This window comes from Tolumonas osonensis, assembly GCF_014202415.1.
In the GTDB taxonomy this organism is placed as follows: Bacteria; Pseudomonadota; Gammaproteobacteria; order Enterobacterales; family Aeromonadaceae; genus Tolumonas; species Tolumonas osonensis.
Genome location: NZ_JACHGR010000006.1, coordinates 37,391 through 56,799, shown reverse-complemented (window position 1 = coordinate 56,799; position 19,409 = coordinate 37,391). Strand labels below are relative to the sequence as shown.

16 protein-coding genes are annotated in these 19,409 nt (G+C 51.6%); 7 read left to right on the top strand and 9 right to left on the bottom strand.

Features of this window, described 5'->3' with window-relative positions; genetic code table 11:
* Window positions 1-16 precede the first annotated feature (16 nt).
* From HNR75_RS09370 to melR, 4 genes are read left to right on the top strand one after another with little or no spacing between them, the layout of a single operon-like run.
* Window positions 17-1,141, top strand: coding sequence for an ABC transporter permease (locus HNR75_RS09370; RefSeq protein WP_188026718.1), 1,125 nt, complete (start codon window positions 17-19; stop codon window positions 1,139-1,141).
* Window positions 1,142-1,155: 14 nt separating this feature from the next.
* On the top strand, window positions 1,156-2,775 hold the full coding sequence (locus HNR75_RS09365; RefSeq protein ID WP_188026717.1) for an ABC transporter ATP-binding protein: 1,620 nt from the start codon (window positions 1,156-1,158) through the stop codon (window positions 2,773-2,775).
* A gap of 34 nt (window positions 2,776-2,809) precedes the next feature.
* Window positions 2,810-3,814, top strand: a complete 1,005-nt coding sequence (locus HNR75_RS09360) for an aldo/keto reductase (RefSeq protein WP_188026716.1) — start codon at window positions 2,810-2,812, stop codon at window positions 3,812-3,814.
* Window positions 3,815-3,853: 39 nt separating this feature from the next.
* The gene (gene melR, locus HNR75_RS09355) at window positions 3,854-4,756 is read left to right on the top strand and encodes a transcriptional regulator MelR (RefSeq protein ID WP_188026715.1); all 903 of its coding nucleotides are present in this window, start codon (window positions 3,854-3,856) and stop codon (window positions 4,754-4,756) included.
* A 29-nt stretch (window positions 4,757-4,785) separates the two neighbouring features.
* On the opposite strand, the gene melA is transcribed toward melR, so the two are convergent.
* From melA to metA, 5 genes are all read right to left on the bottom strand, one after another.
* Window positions 4,786-6,102 carry an alpha-glucosidase/alpha-galactosidase gene (gene melA / locus HNR75_RS09350; RefSeq protein ID WP_188026714.1) on the bottom strand — a complete coding sequence of 439 codons (1,317 nt, stop codon included), beginning with the start codon at window positions 6,100-6,102 and terminating at the stop codon, window positions 4,786-4,788.
* 110 nt (window positions 6,103-6,212) lie between these two features.
* Window positions 6,213-6,743, bottom strand: coding sequence for a GNAT family N-acetyltransferase (locus HNR75_RS09345; protein WP_188026713.1), 531 nt, complete (start codon window positions 6,741-6,743; stop codon window positions 6,213-6,215).
* 27 nt (window positions 6,744-6,770) lie between these two features.
* A complete protein-coding gene (locus tag HNR75_RS09340) occupies window positions 6,771-7,331 on the bottom strand; it encodes a hypothetical protein (protein WP_188026712.1) in 561 nt (186 codons plus the stop codon).
* A 211-nt stretch (window positions 7,332-7,542) separates the two neighbouring features.
* Window positions 7,543-11,256, bottom strand: a complete 3,714-nt coding sequence (gene metH / locus HNR75_RS09335; RefSeq protein ID WP_188026711.1) for a methionine synthase — start codon at window positions 11,254-11,256, stop codon at window positions 7,543-7,545.
* Window positions 11,257-11,355: 99 nt separating this feature from the next.
* Window positions 11,356-12,303 carry a homoserine O-acetyltransferase MetA gene (gene metA / locus HNR75_RS09330; RefSeq protein WP_188026710.1) on the bottom strand — a complete coding sequence of 316 codons (948 nt, stop codon included), beginning with the start codon at window positions 12,301-12,303 and terminating at the stop codon, window positions 11,356-11,358.
* A gap of 249 nt (window positions 12,304-12,552) precedes the next feature.
* Between metA and HNR75_RS09325 the strand changes: the two genes are divergently transcribed.
* On the top strand, window positions 12,553-13,710 hold the full coding sequence (locus tag HNR75_RS09325) for a CinA family nicotinamide mononucleotide deamidase-related protein (protein ID WP_188026709.1): 1,158 nt from the start codon (window positions 12,553-12,555) through the stop codon (window positions 13,708-13,710).
* 57 nt (window positions 13,711-13,767) lie between these two features.
* On the opposite strand, the gene HNR75_RS09320 is transcribed toward HNR75_RS09325, so the two are convergent.
* Window positions 13,768-14,058, bottom strand: coding sequence for a YciI family protein (locus tag HNR75_RS09320; protein WP_188026708.1), 291 nt, complete (start codon window positions 14,056-14,058; stop codon window positions 13,768-13,770).
* Between the two features lie 72 nt (window positions 14,059-14,130).
* Between HNR75_RS09320 and HNR75_RS09315 the strand changes: the two genes are divergently transcribed.
* Window positions 14,131-14,628, top strand: a complete 498-nt coding sequence (locus HNR75_RS09315; protein WP_188026707.1) for a GNAT family N-acetyltransferase — start codon at window positions 14,131-14,133, stop codon at window positions 14,626-14,628.
* Between the two features lie 56 nt (window positions 14,629-14,684).
* Here HNR75_RS09315 and fkpA read toward each other — a convergent pair whose 3' ends face one another.
* A complete protein-coding gene (gene fkpA / locus HNR75_RS09310) occupies window positions 14,685-15,464 on the bottom strand; it encodes an FKBP-type peptidyl-prolyl cis-trans isomerase (RefSeq protein ID WP_188026706.1) in 780 nt (259 codons plus the stop codon).
* Window positions 15,465-15,634: 170 nt separating this feature from the next.
* Between fkpA and HNR75_RS09305 the strand changes: the two genes are divergently transcribed.
* Entirely contained in the window at window positions 15,635-15,859 is a 225-nt protein-coding gene (locus tag HNR75_RS09305; protein ID WP_188026705.1) for a SlyX family protein, read from the top strand.
* Between the two features lie 83 nt (window positions 15,860-15,942).
* On the opposite strand, the gene glnS is transcribed toward HNR75_RS09305, so the two are convergent.
* Window positions 15,943-17,604 (bottom strand): glutamine--tRNA ligase, encoded by a 1,662-nt coding sequence (glnS, locus tag HNR75_RS09300; protein WP_188026888.1) that lies wholly within the window; start codon window positions 17,602-17,604, stop codon window positions 15,943-15,945.
* Between the two features lie 220 nt (window positions 17,605-17,824).
* Window positions 17,825-19,327, bottom strand: a complete 1,503-nt coding sequence (gene nagE, locus HNR75_RS09295; RefSeq protein ID WP_188026704.1) for an N-acetylglucosamine-specific PTS transporter subunit IIBC — start codon at window positions 19,325-19,327, stop codon at window positions 17,825-17,827.
* Window positions 19,328-19,409: the final 82 nt, after the last annotated feature.

Genomic DNA, 19,409 nt, shown 5'->3' with positions numbered 1-19,409 from the left:
TATCGTGGAGAACACTATGCAATCTGAAATCATCCTGGAACAGGATCCGCGTGAACGGCCAAAATCAAACGACGAGCGTTATCTGGCTCTGGTCTGGCGTCGTTTTAAACGTAATAAATTAGCGCTGGTTTCTATGTGGCTGATTCTGGCCATGCTGGTTCTGGCTATCTTTGCCTCTTTCTTTGCACCGCAGGATCCGGCGCAGCGCAGTAATGAAGATGTTTACCTGCCACCGCAGGGTATCCATTTCTTCAGTGATGAGGGTTTTTCGGTCCGTCCGTTTGTTTATCCGTATGAAACCACCTTTGATCCGGAAACATTTGAACCAAAATATGTGCAGAACACCGAGAAAAAGGTCTATCTGCAATTTTTCAGTGAAGGCTGGGAATATTCCTTCCTCGGCATGACCTTCAATACCCATCTGTTTACCGCGCAGGATAACCAGAAAATCTACATTCTCGGTACTGACGGGATGGGCCGTGATGAGCTGAGCCGTATCTTCCATGGTATGGGCGTCACCTTGCTGATGGCCGGGTTGATCACCTCTATCTGTGTGATTGTCGGTAGTCTGGTTGGTATCACCTCTGGTTATCTGGGCGGTAAGGCGGACTTATGGATCCAGCGTGTGGTTGAGTTGATGCTGGCGTTCCCGGAGTTGCCGCTGTATCTGTCGGTGATTGCGATTTTGCCGAAAACGGTGTCACCACAAACTACCTTCGTCCTGTTCGTGCTGTTGCTGGGCTGTCTGAAATGGGCGCAACTGGCGCGTGAAGTGCGCGGTAAAGCGCTGGTGTTACGGGAAATGGACTATGTGAAATCCGCGATTGCTGCCGGTGCTTCTGACAGTCGTATTGTAGTGCATCACATTCTGCCGAACGTGATGTCACATGTGATTGTGGTTGCGACCGGCATGATCCCGACTTTCATCCTGACGGAAAGTTTCCTGAGCTTCCTCGGCGTTGGGATTCGTCCGCCAATGATCAGTCTCGGTTTGTTACTGAATGCGGCCCGTGATTATCAGGTACTGGGTTCTTACCCATGGCTGCTGGCCCCTGTAGGCTTCATTCTGGTTTCAGTTTTGGTTTTCAACGCTGCCGGTGACGGTCTGCGCGATGCGGTTGATCCGTACTCAGGTCGTTAGGCGAGGATTTTAAGATGAATGAACAAACCCTGTTAGTGAACGCGGAAAACATTCAGGTCGATTTCAGAACGGAAGGCGGTATTGCTCAGGCAGTACGTGATGTTTCCTTCAAAATCTACAAAGGCCAGACTGTGGCGCTGGTCGGTGAATCCGGCTCAGGAAAATCGATCTCCGCCCGTGTGCTGATGAAGCTGCTGCCGAAGAGTGCGATTGTCGGCCAAGAGACCCGCATCACCCTGCATGGCGAAGACATGAGCCAGTATGACGAGCAGGCGATGCGCAAAATCCGCGGCAAAAAGATCGGCATGATCTTCCAGGAACCGATGACATCGCTGAACCCGATTTATACCGTGGGTGAACAGATCGGCGAAATTATCCGTGAACATAACCGCACCATATCCAAACAGGAAATCCGTGAACAGGTACTGTCGCTGCTGAAAGAGATGCAACTGCCGGATCCGGAAAAACGCATTGACCAGTATCCGCATCAGATGTCCGGTGGTCAGCGTCAGCGCGTGATGATCGCCATGGCGCTGGCGAACAAACCAGACCTGCTGATCGCGGATGAACCCACCACCGCGCTGGATGTGACGGTACAGGCCGAAATACTGAATCTGCTGAAACGGTTGCAGGAAAAATTCCAGATGGGCGTTTTGCTGATCACACACGATCTGACCATCGTGCGTAAATACGCCGACTGGGTCTATGTGATGCAGCACGGTAAAGTAGTGGAAAACAACGAAACCGAAAACCTGTTTACGGCACCAACACACCCTTATACACAGCATCTGCTGAATTCCGAACCGAAAGGCACCGCACCTGCTGTCCCGGCTGAAAATCCGGTAATTCTGGAAGGGAAAAATGTGCAGGTTTCTTTTGTGACTCAGACCGCCAACCGCTGGTTGCGCCGTCCGGAAAAGCGCTTCCATGCCGTCAAAGGGCTGGATCTGACACTGCGTCGCGGCGAAACGCTCGGTATCGTTGGTGAATCCGGCTCCGGAAAAACCACACTGGGTCATGCCATTCTGCGTCTGATCGAATCCGAAGGCGAAATGACTTATGATGGCATCACGCTGCACGACCGTGACCGCAAAGCGATGCGGCCGCTGCGCAAACGCATGCAGATCGTGTTTCAGGACCCCTTCTCTTCGCTGAACCCGCGTATGACCGTGCGCCAAATCATTCAGGAAGGGATGATCATCAACAATATCGGCACTGATGCTGCGGATCGAGAACAACGCGCCATTCAGGCATTGCAGGAATCCGGATTAGCGCCTTTTGCCATGGATCGCTTCCCGCACGAGTTCTCCGGCGGGCAGCGTCAGCGTATTGCGATCGCCAAGGCGATTGCGATGGAGCCGGAATTCATTCTGCTGGATGAACCCACCTCTGCGCTCGATTTGTCCGTTCAGAATCAGATCATCCAGCTGCTGCGGCAATTACAGCAAAAACATAACCTCTCCTATCTGTTTATCAGCCATGATTTACGCGTGGTCAGAGCGTTGTGCCACCGCATTATGGTGATGCGACACGGAGATTTGGTCGAAATGGGCGATACCGTCACGGTGATGGACGACCCGAAAGAGGAATATACACGACGACTGATCCGGGCAGCATTCGAGGTAGCAGCCTGATAACCCAGAAGAAATGTATTAATCGGAGGCAAGCATGTCGGATTATGTACCGAATGAAGAACGTTATAACCAGATGCATTATCGCCGTAGCGGCCAGAGCGGATTGAAACTACCCCGTATCAGCCTGGGTTTATGGCATAACTTTGGGAATACCGCCGTTCAGGATAACGCCCGGAATCTGATCCGGCATGCTTTTGACTGTGGTATCACGCATTTCGATCTGGCCAACAACTATGGTCCGCCACCAGGTTCAGCCGAAGAAAACTTCGGCAAAATCCTGAAGCAGGATTTCCGCACGCTGCGTGATGAACTGGTTATTTCAACCAAAGCCGGCTATCCGATGTGGACCGGCCCGTATGGTGATGGTGGCAGCAAGAAATATCTGATCTCCAGTCTGGACCAAAGCCTGCAACGAATGGGGCTGGACTACGTGGACATTTTCTATCACCACCGCCCGGATGCGAATACCCCGCTGGAAGAAACCATGGCGGCGCTGGATCTGATCGTACGTCAGGGTAAGGCGCTGTATGTCGGGCTTTCCAATTATCCGGCTGAGCTGACCAAGCGTGCATCGCAAATTCTGAAATCTCTGGGTACGCCGTGCATCATCCACCAGCCGAAATACTCCATGTTTGAGCGCTGGGTCGAAAACGGCCTGCTGGATGTGCTCAGTGAAGAGCAGATCGGGGGCATTGCGTTCTCGCCGCTGGCCGGCGGGTTGCTGACCGACCGTTATCTGAATGGCATTCCGGAAGATTCCCGCGCCGCTAAAGATGGCCGCTTCCTCAAGCCGACCGACATCACCGATGAACGGCTGAAGATGATTAGTGAACTGAACCATGTCGCCTATCTGCGTGGACAAAAACTATCCCAGATGGCACTGCAGTGGGTGCTGCGTCAGCCGGCCATTACCTCTGTGCTGATCGGTGCCAGCAAAACCAGCCAGTTGGATGATGCCGTCGCAGCATTACATTATGTGGAACTGAGCGCGAAAGAGCTATCACGTATCGACGAAATACTCGCCGGTGACAGCAAGTAATCCCTCGTACTCAGGCCATCTTTTTATCAGGAGAAAGAGATGACTGATCCTACGGAAATCAGCCCCCTGACCTGGCAACAGGCCGATGAAATATTAAGCGTTGAGTTCCGTCAGCCCGGCGATATGCCGGGCTATCACTGGCATCGCCAGGTTGAAGTGAATATTCCGTTTGGCGGCCCGGTGCGTTATCTGATCAATGATCAGCAGATTCAACTGCCGGAGGGTCATATTGGTCTCTTCTGGGGCGTGATCCCGCACCGGCTGATTGAGTGCGAAAACTGCACACAGATGGGCGTCATCAATATCCCCCTTTCCCACTTTCTGGCATTACCCGTTGATGACCTGCTGCTGAATAAAATTCTGCACGGCAGTGTCGTGATCTCCACAACCAAAGATCTGTTCGGTCATCATGAGGTGCTACGCTGGCATAATGACAGTCGCAGCAATTCCCATGGTCTTTATCAGCTGATGCAGGAAGAAATCGTGCTGATGATGAAGCGGGTTGCCGTTTCCGGCTGGCAGGAACTCCTGCATACCGAACCGGGGAAACTGCACAGCCTGCGCATGAACGAGCGGAAAATCCGTTATATACAGGCCATGCTGAGCTTCATCTCCGAACATTATTATGAGGCGATCCGGGTCAATGATGTGGCTGAACAAATTCAGTTACACCCGAATTACGCCATGAATCTGTTCAAGCAGGTCATGGGCTATTCGATCAAAGATCACATCACCATGATGAAGATAAACCACGCCCGGGCCTTGCTGGCAGAAACCAACCGTTCGATTCTGGATATTTCGCTGACTACCGGCTTCAGTGCCATGAGCCGGTTTTATGAGGCCTTTCAGAAATTGGTCGGCATCACACCGAATCAATACCGCCTGACGACCCGCAGTAACGCCGGCGTCCTGTTATTACCCATAGAAAAAGAGACAGCTTAATGCTGTCTCTTTCTTTCCTGCCGGTCATATTACAGACGGGCAAATTTCGGTAACCAGTCCCCATGCGCGCGGCGTAAATCATCAACCAAATCATGGATCTGATCCAAATCCAGTTCGGCACTGGTATGCGGATCCAGGTAAGCCGCGTGATAAATATATTCCGGGTTTTCCGTCATCAATGCTTCCACGGTCAGTTGCTGCACATTGACGTTGGTACGCATCAGCGCCGCCAACTGCGGTTGTACGCTGCCGAATTTCACCGGTTGCATACCATTGCGATCCACCAGACAGGCCACTTCTACCGCACAATCCTGTGGCAAATTATCGATCAGGCCTTTGTTCAGCACGTTACCGTAAATGACGGATGGTTCACCGGTAGCCAGCGAGTTGATAATAGCGGCGGCATATTCCCGGCTTTGCTTAATTTCGATGTCATGCTGTGTTTCGATACGTTGCAGCTCTTCTGCCCAGTCGGCAATCTGCCGTTCGCAGCGGCGCGGGTATTCGTCCAGTGGAATATTGAATTTCTCGATCAGATCCGGACGATCGCGCTTGATGAACCAGGGAGAGTATTCGGCAAAATGCTCACTGGATTCAGTCACAAAATAGCCAAACTTGCGCAGAATTTCATAACGCACCCGGTTTCCGTCCGGTACACGGCCTTCGGCGGCCAGCGCTTTCAGGCGCGGATACAAATCCTCTGTGGAACCATCCGGCAGGCGTTGCGTAAATTGGTTATAAAACGCCATGTGGTTGATACCGGCACAGGTATACACCAGGTTAGCCGGCTCAACACCTAAATCCTTCGCCAATTCTTCTGCCGTGCCCTGTACCGAATGACACAGACCAACATATTGGATCTCCGGTACCATACGCTGCACAGCCAGGCTCAGAATAGCCATCGGGTTCACATAGTTCATCAGCAATGCGTTCGGACACAATTCCCGCATGTCACGGGCGATATCCACCAGCACAGGCACCGTGCGCAATCCGCGCATGATACCGCCAACACCCAGCGTATCCGCGATCGTCTGGCGCAGACCGTACTTTTTCGGGATATCGAAATCAACCACCGTAGACGGTTTATACCCACCTACCTGGAACATGGTGATCACGACATCCGCTCCCCGCAATACCTCCCGGCGATCCATACTGGCACTGACAGTCGCCGGTACTTTTAATGCGGAGATGATTTGACCGGCGACCATTTGCGACTCCTGCAAACGTTTGCCATCAATATCCTGTAATGCGATATGCGTGGAGATCAAGGCGGGTTGCTGTAGCAGGTCGCGGACAATATTACGCATGAACACTGTGCTGCCGGCACCAATAATAGCGACTTTCATAGGGTAACTCCGTAATAGACAGGACTGAATCTGAGCATCAGTATCCAGTCTGGAGGCCTGTCCGGTCACTCCACGCTACCCGCAAGTTATTCCCGAAAAATAAGATAGGCCTATGCGATGGAATGACAGCGCATGCGCAGACCATGCCTGTCCGGACCATAGTAATCGGCCAGTTCTGCCGATGTCTGAAAACCGGCTTGCTGATACAGAGATAACGCGGCCGTATTTTCACAATCCACTGACAAATACAATGCCCGCATATGCCATTGCCGGGACAACGCCTGTGACAACTGGATCAGCCAGCGCCCCAGTCCTTTTTGCCGGAATGACCAGTGAACCGCTAACGCGCGGATCTCCAATCCCTGCCAGCCTTGATGCGGCAACAGACAGAGATAGGCAACCAGCGTTTCCTGATGAAACAACAAAAGCGTCGTACATGCCGACCCGGTAATCAGATAGCGCCAGCGACGACGTCCGAAGCCCAGAAACGGATTAAAGCAATATCTTTCCAGATGCAGTAATGCAGGCAGATCGGACAGCGTTGCAATCCTGCAATACATATCCGGAACATGAGGCGGGTTTTGGAAAAAAAATGCCAGCGCATCCCGATCACGCTGGCACTTTTTACCGGACTGAATCATCTCAGTCTCAGGATTCTGCAGAAAACATTAATTGTTCAGCGGTGATGGCAGTGGTTCACCGGTGATCGGATGACGCGCTTCCAGTATGTCCTGGCGCTCCATCAGTTTAGAGATCAGTTTGTTATCGGCCTGTTTAACCTTTTCTTCAGCCACTGCCGTTTCTATTGGCGCTTTTTTCTGTGCCGGTTTTTCCAGTTTCAGACCTTCTGATTTGGGAACATCCGCATCACCCTGAATAATGCAGATACGATCGTGATATTCTTCATCAATACAGTTACCCAGCAGGCTTTCCGCATCAATGTTATCCGCGATGACCGTAATATTGGCATCCGGCGTTTTTTCAATATGACGACCCAGTAACCAGGCCAGATACATTTCAACATGATGACCGCCAGTACCTTTAGTCGTCAGCAGTTCAACCGGTGAGCCACATTGAACCTGAATGCGCAGCAACTCTTTGACAAACTCGACAGGCAGACTCTTCTGGCTGGCACTAACCACAATCTCAAGCTGATTAAATTTAGTTAAATCCATGTCCAAGCATTTGTTCACAGCCTGTTCAATAACAATCAAAATATTCTTCGGCATACCCGCTATCCTTTATTATTCATGGTGAACCAGAAGTTACCCTCTGCCAGAAAGGCAGATTATAGTGCTTGGATCATTAGTCAATGCTACATCCGAAACCTTTACAATAAAATTTCAGTTCTTGTGATCTGTGCTCAAGCTTGATTTTCTTTTTGCTCAAAAAACAAGCAAGGGCCCCGAAAGGCCCCTGACAGATTAAGTCTTGATGATCTTATCCGGCGTCATAACCAAGATTCGGCGCCAGCCAGCGTTCAGCCTCGGCTAACGTCATCCCTTTGCGGGCCGCATAGTCTTCAATCTGATCTTTCTGAAGACCGGCAACCGCAAAATACCGGGATTGCGGATGACTGAAATAGAAACCGGAAACCGAAGCCGCCGGGGTCATGGCGTAAGAATCGGTCAGTTTCATGCCGATAGCCTGCTCCACGCCCAGTAATTTCCAGAGTGTGCCTTTTTCGGTATGTTCAGGACACGCCGGATATCCTGGCGCCGGACGAATACCCTGGTAATTTTCCCGGATCAGCTCGTCATTGGACAGATTTTCATCTGCGGCATAACCCCAGTATTCCTTCCGCACCTGAGCATGCAGGTATTCGGCAAAGGCTTCTGCCAGACGATCACAGACGGCCTGAATCAGAATCGCGTTATAGTCATCGCCGGCAGCTTTATACTGTGCGGCCAGCTCTGCTTCACCGATACCACCGGTGACGGCAAAACCGCCGAAGTAGTCTGCAACACCACTCTCCTTCGGTGCAACAAAATCCGCCAGACAGTAATTCGGGAAGACCTCGCCGTTTCGCGCCTGACTGACCTTGTCCGTCTGCTGACGCAGGAATCGGAATGTCTGCAAGACCTGGCTGCGGGACTCATCGGTATAAACTTCAACGTCATCACCGACGCGATTCGCAGGGAACAGACCAATAATCGCACTGACGTTCACTTCACCGGATGCTTGTAAACGATCCAGCATGGCCTGCGCATCATGATAGAGACGGGTCGCTTCTTCACCCACCACTTCATCTTCCAGAATCCGCGGGAATTTACCGGCCAGCTCCCAGCTCAGGAAGAACGGGGTCCAGTCAATGTAGTCACGCAGCGTGGCGATCGTGACATTATCGATCACTTTCACCCCAAGTTGATTCGGTTTCGGTGGCTGGTAGTTCTGCCAGTCCAGCTGCAACGCATTGGCACGCGCGGCTTCCAGTGTCACCGGCGGTGTGCGTGGCTGCTTGCGGCTGTGCTGTTCACGCACTACCTTATATTCATCGCGCAGACGCTGTACAAACGGTGCTTTCAGTTCGGTGCTCAGCAGGCTCTGCACCACGCCAACGGCACGGGAAGCATTCGATACATACACCACCGGCTCACTGTAATTCTGCTCGATTTTCACCGCAGTATGAGCTTTGGAGGTGGTCGCGCCACCGATCATCAGCGGAATTTTGAACCCTTGTCGTTCCATCTCTTTGGCGACATGGACCATCTCATCCAGCGATGGCGTGATCAGACCGGACAGACCAATAATATCCGCATTCACTTCGCGTGCGGTCTGCAGAATCTTCTCACAAGACACCATCACGCCCAGATCGACGATCTCGTAGTTGTTACACTGCAGTACCACACCGACGATGTTTTTACCGATGTCATGGACGTCACCTTTCACGGTCGCCATGACGATCTTGCCGTTGCTCTGCCCGGCAGCTTTCTCTTTTTCGATAAATGGCTGCAGATACGCCACGGCGCGTTTCATTACCCGCGCTGATTTCACCACCTGCGGCAGGAACATTTTACCGGCGCCAAACAGATCGCCGACCACATTCATCCCGGCCATCAGCGGCCCTTCGATGACCTCAATCGGACGGACTGCCTGCTGACGGGCTTCTTCGGTATCTTCATCAATAAAATCAGTAATACCTTTGACCAGCGCGTGTTCCAGTCGTTTGCCGACCGGCCAGCTGCGCCATTCCTGTTCACGCGGGTCTGCCGCCTGTTGCGCCGCTCCGCCCCGGTATCTTTCCGCGATCGCCAGCAGCTCTTCGGTGGCACCCGGATGCTTGTTCAGCACCACCGCTTCCACTTTCTCTTTCAGTTCGGCCGGAATGTCTTCATAAATAGCCAGCTGACCGGCGTTCACAATCCCCATATCCATGCCGTTTCTGATGGCGTAATAGAGGAAGACAGAGTGAATAGCTTCACGTACCGGATCATTACCACGGAAGGAGAACGATACGTTCGATACCCCGCCGGAAATCATGGCGTGAGGCAAATGGGTTTTGATGTCTTTAACCGCTTCGATGAAATCCACTGCATAGTTGTTGTGTTCATCAATACCGGTCGCCACGGCGAAAATATTCGGATCGAAAATGATATCTTCCGGCGGGAAGCCCACTTCTTCGGTCAGGATCTTGTAGGCACGCTGACAGATTTCGAACTTGCGCGCACGGGTATCCGCCTGACCAAGTTCGTCAAACGCCATCACGATCACGGCAGCGCCATAGCGCCGGATCAGTCTGGCCTGCTGAATAAATTTCTCTACCCCTTCTTTCATGGAGATAGAGTTCACGACGCCTTTACCCTGAATACATTTCAGACCCGATTCAATGACTTCCCATTTGGATGAGTCGATCATGATCGGCACACGGGAGATATCCGGTTCAGAAGCGATCAGATTGAGGAAACGCACCATGCACGCTTCGGCATCCAGCATGCCTTCGTCCATGTTGATGTCGATGATCTGGGCACCGTTTTCAACCTGCTGACGAGCAATATCCAGCGCTTCGTCATATTGTTCTTCTTTGATCAGACGTTTGAACTTGGCTGAGCCGGTGACGTTGGTCCGCTCACCCACGTTTACAAACATCGAGTTGTCATCAATGGTCAGCGGCTCCAGACCAGCCAAACGACAGGCTACCGGAAGTTCCGGCAAGGCACGTGGTTTGACCCCCTCGACGGCTTTCGCCATCGCCCGGATATGATCCGGCGTGGTACCACAACAGCCACCGACCATGTTCAGGAAACCGGACTCGGCCCATTCACGGATGTGTGCCGCCATTTCGTCGGCTTCCAGATCATAGCCACCAAACGCATTCGGCAGACCGGCATTCGGATGCACGGACACATAGCTTTCACTGATGCGAGCCAGTTCCTGCACATACTGACGCAGCTCCTGGGGCCCCAGCGCACAGTTCAGACCAAATGACAGCGGCCGGGCATGACGCAGCGAGTTGTAGAAAGCTTCGGTTGTCTGTCCGGACAAGGTACGGCCTGAGGCATCCGTGATAGTACCGGAAATCATCACCGGCAGTTTGACGCCCAGTTTTTCAAAAATGCTGTCTACGGCAAAAAACGCCGCTTTCGCATTCAGGGTATCGAAGATGGTTTCGATCATGATGATATCGGCGCCGCCTTCTATCAGGGCTTCGGTCGATTCTTTGTAGGCATCCACCAACTGATCAAAGGTGACGTTACGTTTCCCCGGATCGTTCACGTCAGGAGAAATAGAGGCAGTACGGTTGGTCGGACCCAGCACGCCGGCAACAAAACGCGGTTTTTCAGGTGTCTTTGCATTCCACGTATCGACAACACGACGTGCCAGCTGTGCGGCTTCCCGGTTGATCTCGGCTGACAGCGCTTCCATATGGTAGTCAGCCATCGCAATACGTGTGGCATTAAAACTGTTGGTTTCAATAATATCTGCACCCGCTGCCAGATAGGCGTCATGAATCGCCGCAATGACATCCGGTTTAGTCAAGACCAGCAGGTCATTGTTACCTTTCAGGTCTGATGGCCAGTCTGCAAATCGCTCACCACGAAAATCAGCCTCCTGCAATTGATAGCTTTGGATCATGGTGCCCATACCACCATCAATAAGCAGAATACGTTCCTGTAATGACTGATACAGTGCTGATGTGTTTACCTTTACAACCACGGGCGGCGTCCTCAATATCGGTGATGCAGATAATTCTAAAACTAAGATGTCCGACATCCCTGCCGGACAGAATCGTCATATGATAACTCAAGAATAGAGTCAGATTTCCCAGGCCAGCTCTTCTGTGCCCTGAGTCAGCGTATTTAAATCATATGGCGTCAGCTGGTAGACGTAATAGTTAAGCCAGTTAGAGAATAACAGATGTCCATGACTGCGCCAGCTATGATATGGCGGATTAAGCGGATTATTCTCCGGATAATAATTCGCCGGAATATTCGGATTAATCCCGGCCGTCATATCACGGTGATATTCGTTATGCAGGGTTTCTGCGTCGTATTCCGGATGCCCGGTGACAAACACCTGACGACAGTCTTTGGTCGCGGCCAGATAAACACCCGCCACATCAGACTCGGCAAAAATCTGCAGATCCGTATTAGCACGGATAAAATCGCCTTCAAAAGAGGCATAGCGGGAATGTGGCGCCAGAAAGACATCATCAAAACCACGAACCAGCGGATCCTGCTGTTCCAGCTTGCGGTGGTAATAGACCCCGGAAAGCTTCACATCACGGGTCTGTTTTTCCAGTCCGTACAATACCTTCAGTGCCGCCTGCGCCGCCCAGCAGAGGAACAGCGTCGAGGTGACGTTTTTCTTCGACCACTCAATGATCTTGATCAGTGTGTCCCAGTAGACCACATCGTCGAATTGCACCAGACCCAGCGGCGCACCGGTGATGATCAGGCCGTCATATTTGTTGTCTTTGATCTGGTCAAAATCCTGATAAAAGGTCTCGACATGGATCCTTGGTGTGTTTTTGGATTCACGGTCATCAATACGCAGCAGATCCACAATCACCTGCAGTGGTGAGTTAGACAACATGCGCATCAACTGAATTTCCGTTTCAATTTTTTTCGGCATCAGGTTCAGCAGCAACACTTTCAGTGGCCGGATATCCTGATGCGCTGCGCGGGTATCGGTCATGACAAAGATATTCTCTTCTGTCAGCACCCCTGCGGCAGGTAATTGGTCGGGAATTTTGATTGGCATGACTAGCTCCCACATCTATCAGTAAAAACGTCTGGACATCCAGAAATCTACACCATCCAGAGAGACCTGTCACCAAGATCCCCTTCTGATAACCCTATTCAGAAGTACGTTGGCGAAAATAACATCGATCATTACGGTAAAATATTCTGGTTGCGCGGTTTGTTTTACTGGCGATATGGCCTGAAAAAGTGGTGTCGATAGTAACTGGTTGTTAGTATAAAACGACTTAACCAACCTACCGGAACCACCATGATCATAGAAATAATAACTACCGGAGATGAAGTTCTTACTGGTTTCACCGTCGACACCAATGCCTCTTGGGTGAGTCTGCAGCTGCTGGAGCAAGGCTGGCAGGTTCGCCGTCGGCAGACGGTCGGCGATCGTATGGACGATTTAACGGATGTATTACGTGAACGTAGTCTGATTGCCGATGTCATTATCTTTAACGGCGGCCTGGGCCCCACTTCTGACGATAAAACAACGGATGCGGTCGCGCAGGTAGCGGGTGTCCCGCTGGAACTGAACAGCGACTGGCTGGCCAATATGGAACAGAAATTTTCCAACCGGGGCCGTGTCATGCCTGCCAGCAACCGTAAACAGGCAATGTTACCGCAGGGGTCAACCGTACTGGATAACCCGATTGGTACCGCTTGCGGTTTTAAATTAAAGATCAATAACGCGGTTTGCTATTTCACACCGGGCGTCCCGAACGAATTCAAACAGATGGTTAACGAGCAGATCATTCCGGATCTGAAACAGCAATTTTCTTATGGGGCAGCCGTCGTCCGCCGTTATTTCACCTTCGGCATTTCCGAATCCTCGCTGAGCGATATGCTGGATCCCCTCTGCTGGCCGGAACATATTGAGCTGGGCTATCGCTCATCCATGCCGATTATCGAGATGAAACTAATCAGTCAGCATGCGGACGCCGATTTCGATACGGCGGAAAAACAATTGCTGTCGGTCATAACGCCTTACCTGGTCGCTTCCGACTATCTGGACATGCCGAAACGCCTGGCTGCATTGTTGGAGACACATCTGGAGATTCTGGAGGGAAGTACCTGCGGTGAACTGCTGACTGAACTGGCGCCGGATATGCCAAACCTGTGTGCGGATTATCATGCGCATTTGCCTGACAGCGCAGATGAGCTGCTACAACATATCCAGCATCACTCCCGACTGACACTGGCCATCGGTACCGCCAAAGAACAACGTTATCCGATCGCCCTGTGGGATGGTATTCACGGCTGGGCACAAACCCTGTTTGTCCGCACGCTGGATGTGACCCTGCAGCGCCGGATTATTGCTTTTGCAGCGCAGGATATGCTGCGCCGTTATCTGCTGAAACAACCTGTACTGGGTGACTATCAGACACTGCAACGTACCGACAGCTCCTACCGGCCTTAAGCTCCGCGCCGTACGCCAAAACCAACTCCGGCGCCCCGGCCGGAGTTGTTAACGACCTCAGACTCCGAGCAGATTACGGAATTCGTCACCAACCATGGTGGGCATAAATTCGGTAATTTCATAATCCGCCAGTTTATGCAGATGGAACGGATCCGCCGCCAGAATCGGCTCCAGCGTCTCCAGACTTTCTGAACGCGCCAGAATGATGCCACCGGTTCTGGGAACTTTACGTCCGGAAGCAATAAAATGGCCGGCGTCATACTGTTCCTGCAGATATTTTTTATGTGCGTCCATATGGGCATCAATCTGTGCAATATCGGCTTTGTAGATCAGGGAAATAACGAACATAGTGCACCTCCGCGCTGACAATCCGGGTTATTATCAATCCAGCTCTTAATTCAGTATCAGCCAGTTATCCGCATGATGCCACCACTATCAACAATCCGTTTACATTTACGGCCCATCGCATTACGGGACATGAAACCGATCAATACTGTCGTGCAGGATCCGCGGTTTGTTCAGGCCAGTACCGGCTGCCTCATGCCACAATCGGATAGCCAGTTACTGCGCTGGATCATGTCGCAGCAAAAACAGCATGTAAGCGGTTCTGGCTGCTGTTATGCGATACAACTCGCAGCCGTTGACGACCTGATAGGTTTGATCAGTATTCAGCCACAGGGAAACTATGCCGAGCTGAGTTTCTGGCTGCACCCGGAATACTGGCGGCAAGGGTTAATGACCGAAGCGCTGACCGCGGTGATCAACGCCTGGCGGAACCATCATCCGGCAAGCCTGATAACGGCGAGCTGCCATATCAATAATCCGGCCTCTCAGGCACTACTAAAACGGGTTGGAATGCAACTGGCGGAAACAGACGAGATTAGGCAACAACAGCAGTATGCGTTGCCAGACGAATAAATCTGGCGAGGTGGATCCGGAGCTGCGGCGATAGCAGCTCCGGAAATAATCAGAGATTATTTTTTGGCTTCTGGCGCTGCTTCTGCAGGTTTAGCCTGATCTTTCACGATGTCCAGCAGTTCTACTTCAAACACCAGTACAGAGTTTGGCGGAATAGAACCGGCACCCTGTTCACCGTAAGCCAGCGCAGCCGGCAGAGTGAATTTGAACTTGGAACCAACTGGCATCAGCTGCACGCCTTCGGTCCAGCCCGGAATAACACGATCCAGCGGGAATTCAGCTGGCTCTTTACGATCGTAAGAGCTGTCGAATTTAGTGCCGTCAGTCAGTGTACCCAGATAGTGAACACGAACTTCATCGGTCGCTTTTGGTTTTTCACCGGTACCCATCTTCAACACTTCGTATTGCAGACCGGATTGGGTGACTGTCACGCCCTGTTTCTTGGCATTCTCTTCCAGGTATTTCTTACCGTTTTCTAAACTGGCTTTGGCATCGGTTTCGGCTTTCTTGGTTGCCGCTTCGTTGATCTTCTGATCATACGCTTTCAGCGCTTTCTCGATATCTGCGTCGCTCATCTGGGCCTTTTTCGCCAGACCGTCTTTAACGCCGTTCAGAATCATCTCGTTGTCCAGTTTTACACCCAGATCCTGCTGACGGGACAACGTGGTATTAATATAGCGTCCCATAGACAGACCAATCGCATAAGCCGATTGCTGCTCGAATGTTTTCAGCTCAACTTTATCGGCAACAGGCGCCTTGGCTTCTTCTTTCTGACATGCAGCCAGAGATACTGTCACTGCAACCGCCAACAAAGACATCTTGATCATTTTTTTCATTATTTTCTCCACGAGAACAAATCCGGCTCTCTGTTCTTATTAACGAGAGGCTCTTCAGCAAGCGCTCTATACTAACCCCTGTTTTAAACTAACAACAGGGGCCATAAAGGTAATTGTGAGAAAAATGATAAGGCATATAATGCGCCGGTCTACCGGAGAAGAGTGAAACAATGTTACAGCAGATAAACGAGCTTCATGAACGGATTGAACATCTGGAAAGCCGGCTGGCTTTTCAGGACGATACCATTGAACAGCTGAACCAAGCGTTGACGCTTCAGCAGCAGGATCTGGACAAGCTACAGCATCAGATGACCCTGATTATCAGCCGCATGAAAGAGATGGTGGTCAGTCAGATCGCCAGCCAGAGCGAAGAAACCCCGCCGCCGCATTATTAATGCAGTACCGGATTAAGGCTCAAAAATAAAAAAACCGCCGTTGTTTAACCGGCGGTTTTTGTTTTCGGCTTGAACCGGGTGAATTAACCCACCCAGGTATCGCGCAGTGCCACGGTCAGGTTGAACACCGGTTTGTCTGCGGATGACAGCTTGCTGTCGGCACAGAAATAACCTTCACGTTCGAACTGATAAACGAATTCCGGTTTGGCATCACGCAGTGATGGTTCCAGTTTCGCATGGCCTATAATCCGCAGGGATTGCGGATTGATGGTGCTCAGGAAATCATCCGCCGCGCCCGGATTGGCAACTGCGAACAGACGATCATACAGACGCACTTCCGCTTCCAGCGCGTGAGCGGCAGAAACCCAGTGAATAACGCCTTTCACTTTACGGCCATCTGCCGGGTCTTTACCCAGCGTATCGCGATCGACCGAGCAGTACAGCGTCGTAATATTGCCTTCCGCGTCTTTCTCTACACGTTCAGCCTTGATGATATAAGCATGGCGCAGACGCACTTCTTTACCCATCACCAGACGTTTGTACTGTTTATTGGCTTCTTCGCGGAAATCAGCACGGTCAATGAAGATTTCACGGCTGAACGGCACCAGACGTGAACCCATTTCCGGTTTGTTCGGATGATTGATGATCGAAATTTCTTCGAAATGATCTTCCGGCATGTTTTCCAGCACGACACGCAGCGGATCCAATACCGCCATCGCACGTGGTGCGCGTTCGTTCAGATCTTCACGGATGCAGGATTCCAGGGCGCTCATTTCAACGGTGTTGTCCTGTTTGGTCACCCCGATACGATGGCAGAATTCACGCACCGCTTCCGGCGTATAACCACGACGACGCAGACCGGAGATGGTTGGCATACGTGGGTCATCCCAGCCTTCCACAATTCCTTCGGTCACCAGCAGGTTCAGCTTGCGCTTGGACATGATGGAATATTCGAGGTTCAGACGACTGAATTCGTACTGACGCGGATGGCAAGGAATGGAGATGTTATCCAGTACCCAGTCATACAGACGGCGGTTGTCCTGGAATTCCAGGGTACAGATGGAGTGCGTGATGCCTTCCAGCGCGTCCGAAATACAGTGGGTAAAGTCGTACATCGGATAGATGCACCATTTGTCACCGGTCTGATGGTGATCAGCAAATTTGATACGGTACAGCACCGGATCACGCATCACCATAAAAGAAGAGGCCATATCGATTTTGGCGCGCAGACACGCTTCCCCTTCCTTGAAACCGCCGTTCTTCATTTTTTCAAACAGCGTCAGGTTCTCTTCCACGCTGCGATCACGGAACGGGCTGTTTTTACCCGCCTGAGTCAGGGTACCGCGGTATTCACGGATCTGTTCCGGGGTCAGTTCATCAACATAGGCCAGACCTTTGTTGATCAGTTCAACCGCATAGGCGTGCAATTGATCGAAATAATCCGAGGAGTAACGTACCGTGCCATTCCACTGAAAACCCAGCCATTGCACGTCACGCTGAATAGACTCGACATATTCCACATCTTCTTTTACCGGATTGGTATCATCGAAGCGCAGGTTGCAGGTGCCCTGATAGTCACGCGCGATGCCGAAATTCAGGCAGATGGATTTCGCGTGACCGATATGCAGGTAGCCGTTAGGCTCTGGCGGAAAACGGGTTGCAATAGTTGTATGTTTGCCACTCGCCAGATCCTCATCAATGATCTGACGGATAAAATTGGTTGGTCGATGCTCCGCTTGGGTCATCATTCACCTCGGATAGTGATTATCTTTTGTATGCAATAACCGGATATCATCCATATTTATGACATTGCACTCAATAGGTATTTGCCAAATCAGAACCCCGGGCTGGCAAACCTCGTGCAGATCGTCTAACTATTACGCGAAAAGCCGTATGTCATAAACAAAAAAGCCACTGCCGCGAAACGGGCAGTGGCTTGCAGACTTATACGTTCAGTGCGTTAAGTTAACCGGCGATTGCCGTTTTCATCGCACCTGCCACGATTTCAGCCTGTGGACCCAAGACCACCTGCAGATTGTTGGCGTTCAGTTTCACGATTCCACTCGCGCCCAGCGCTTTCAGCTGCTTGTCATTCACGCGTTGCATATCACGTACAGACAGACGCAGACGAGTGATGCAGGCGTCAATCTGGGTGAGGTTCTCTTCACCTCCTAATGCTGCCAGATAGTTGTTTGCTAACTCCTGCATGTCTTTGGATGCTGCAGTATAACTTTGCACATCGCCGTTGTCGGTTTCACGACCCGGAGTTTTCAGATCAAACCATTTGATTGCGGTGTAGAACACGGTGAAGTAAACCACACCGAACACCAGACCGATCACCAGCAGCAGCGCAGGTTTGGTTGCCAGCCCCCAGTTGATCACGAAGTCAAACAGACCAGCCGAGAAACCGAAACCATGCAGTACACCCAGCGCGTTGGTCACCACCAGCGACACCCCGGTCAATACCGCATGAGCGGCATACAGCGCCGGCGCCAGGAACATGAACATGAATTCCAGCGGTTCAGTCACACCGGTCAGGAATGCGGTCAGCGCAACAGACAGCAGCAGACCACCTACCTGAGCACGACGATCTTTCGGCGCAGCCAGATACATCGCCAGCGCTGCCGCAGGCAGACCAAACATCATGATTGGGAAGAAACCCGTCATGAACACACCTGCTGTATGATCGCCGGCGAAGAAGCGGTTCAGGTCACCACGCGCCGCCTGCGTGGCAATTTCTTTGATAACGCCACCGTCGATACCCGGTACAGCTCCGCCTACCGACAAGGTTTTCACCACATCCGGTGCCAGACAGATATTATGCAGCGCACCGGCGACTTCATAGCCAACCTTGGTACATTCGCCCAGACCGAACCAGAAGATGGAGTTCATCACATGGTGTAACCCTACCGGGATCAGCGCACGGTTCAGCAAACCATAACTAAACTCGCCGATAGCGCCTGAATTCGCCACAGTATGTCCGAAGGTATCAATACCATGCTGAATTGCCGGCCACACGACCCCGCTGATCCCGGCCAGAATCAGACAGATAAGACCCGTCATGATCGGTACCAGCCGTTTCCCGCCAAAGAACGCCAGATATGCCGGCAAACTGGTCGCATGGAAACGGTTATAGACATGACCAGCCACGATACCAGCCACGATACCGCCAAAAAATGACATGTTGATCTCGGGATTGATGGTTTTCGCCGCCTCGGTCAGCACCAGGTACCCTGCTGCCCCGGCCAGCCCCGCCGCACCGGCATCATCTTTTGATAAGCCAATCGCAATACCGATACCAAACAGTAATGGCAATTGCCCGAAGATAGCGCCCCCGGCCTGAGCCATAAAGGGAATATTCAGCATATCTGCTTGTCCCAGACGCAGCAGAATTGCCGCCACTGGCAGTATCGCAATTGGCAGCATGATGGCTTTGCCGAGTTTTTGCGTATAACCCAGAATGTTCATGTGTTCCTCTCTATAAGTGCATTTGTGCAGCCCCACAATCATCTTAGTTTATATCACGAAATAAGTTCTGTGATTTATGCCG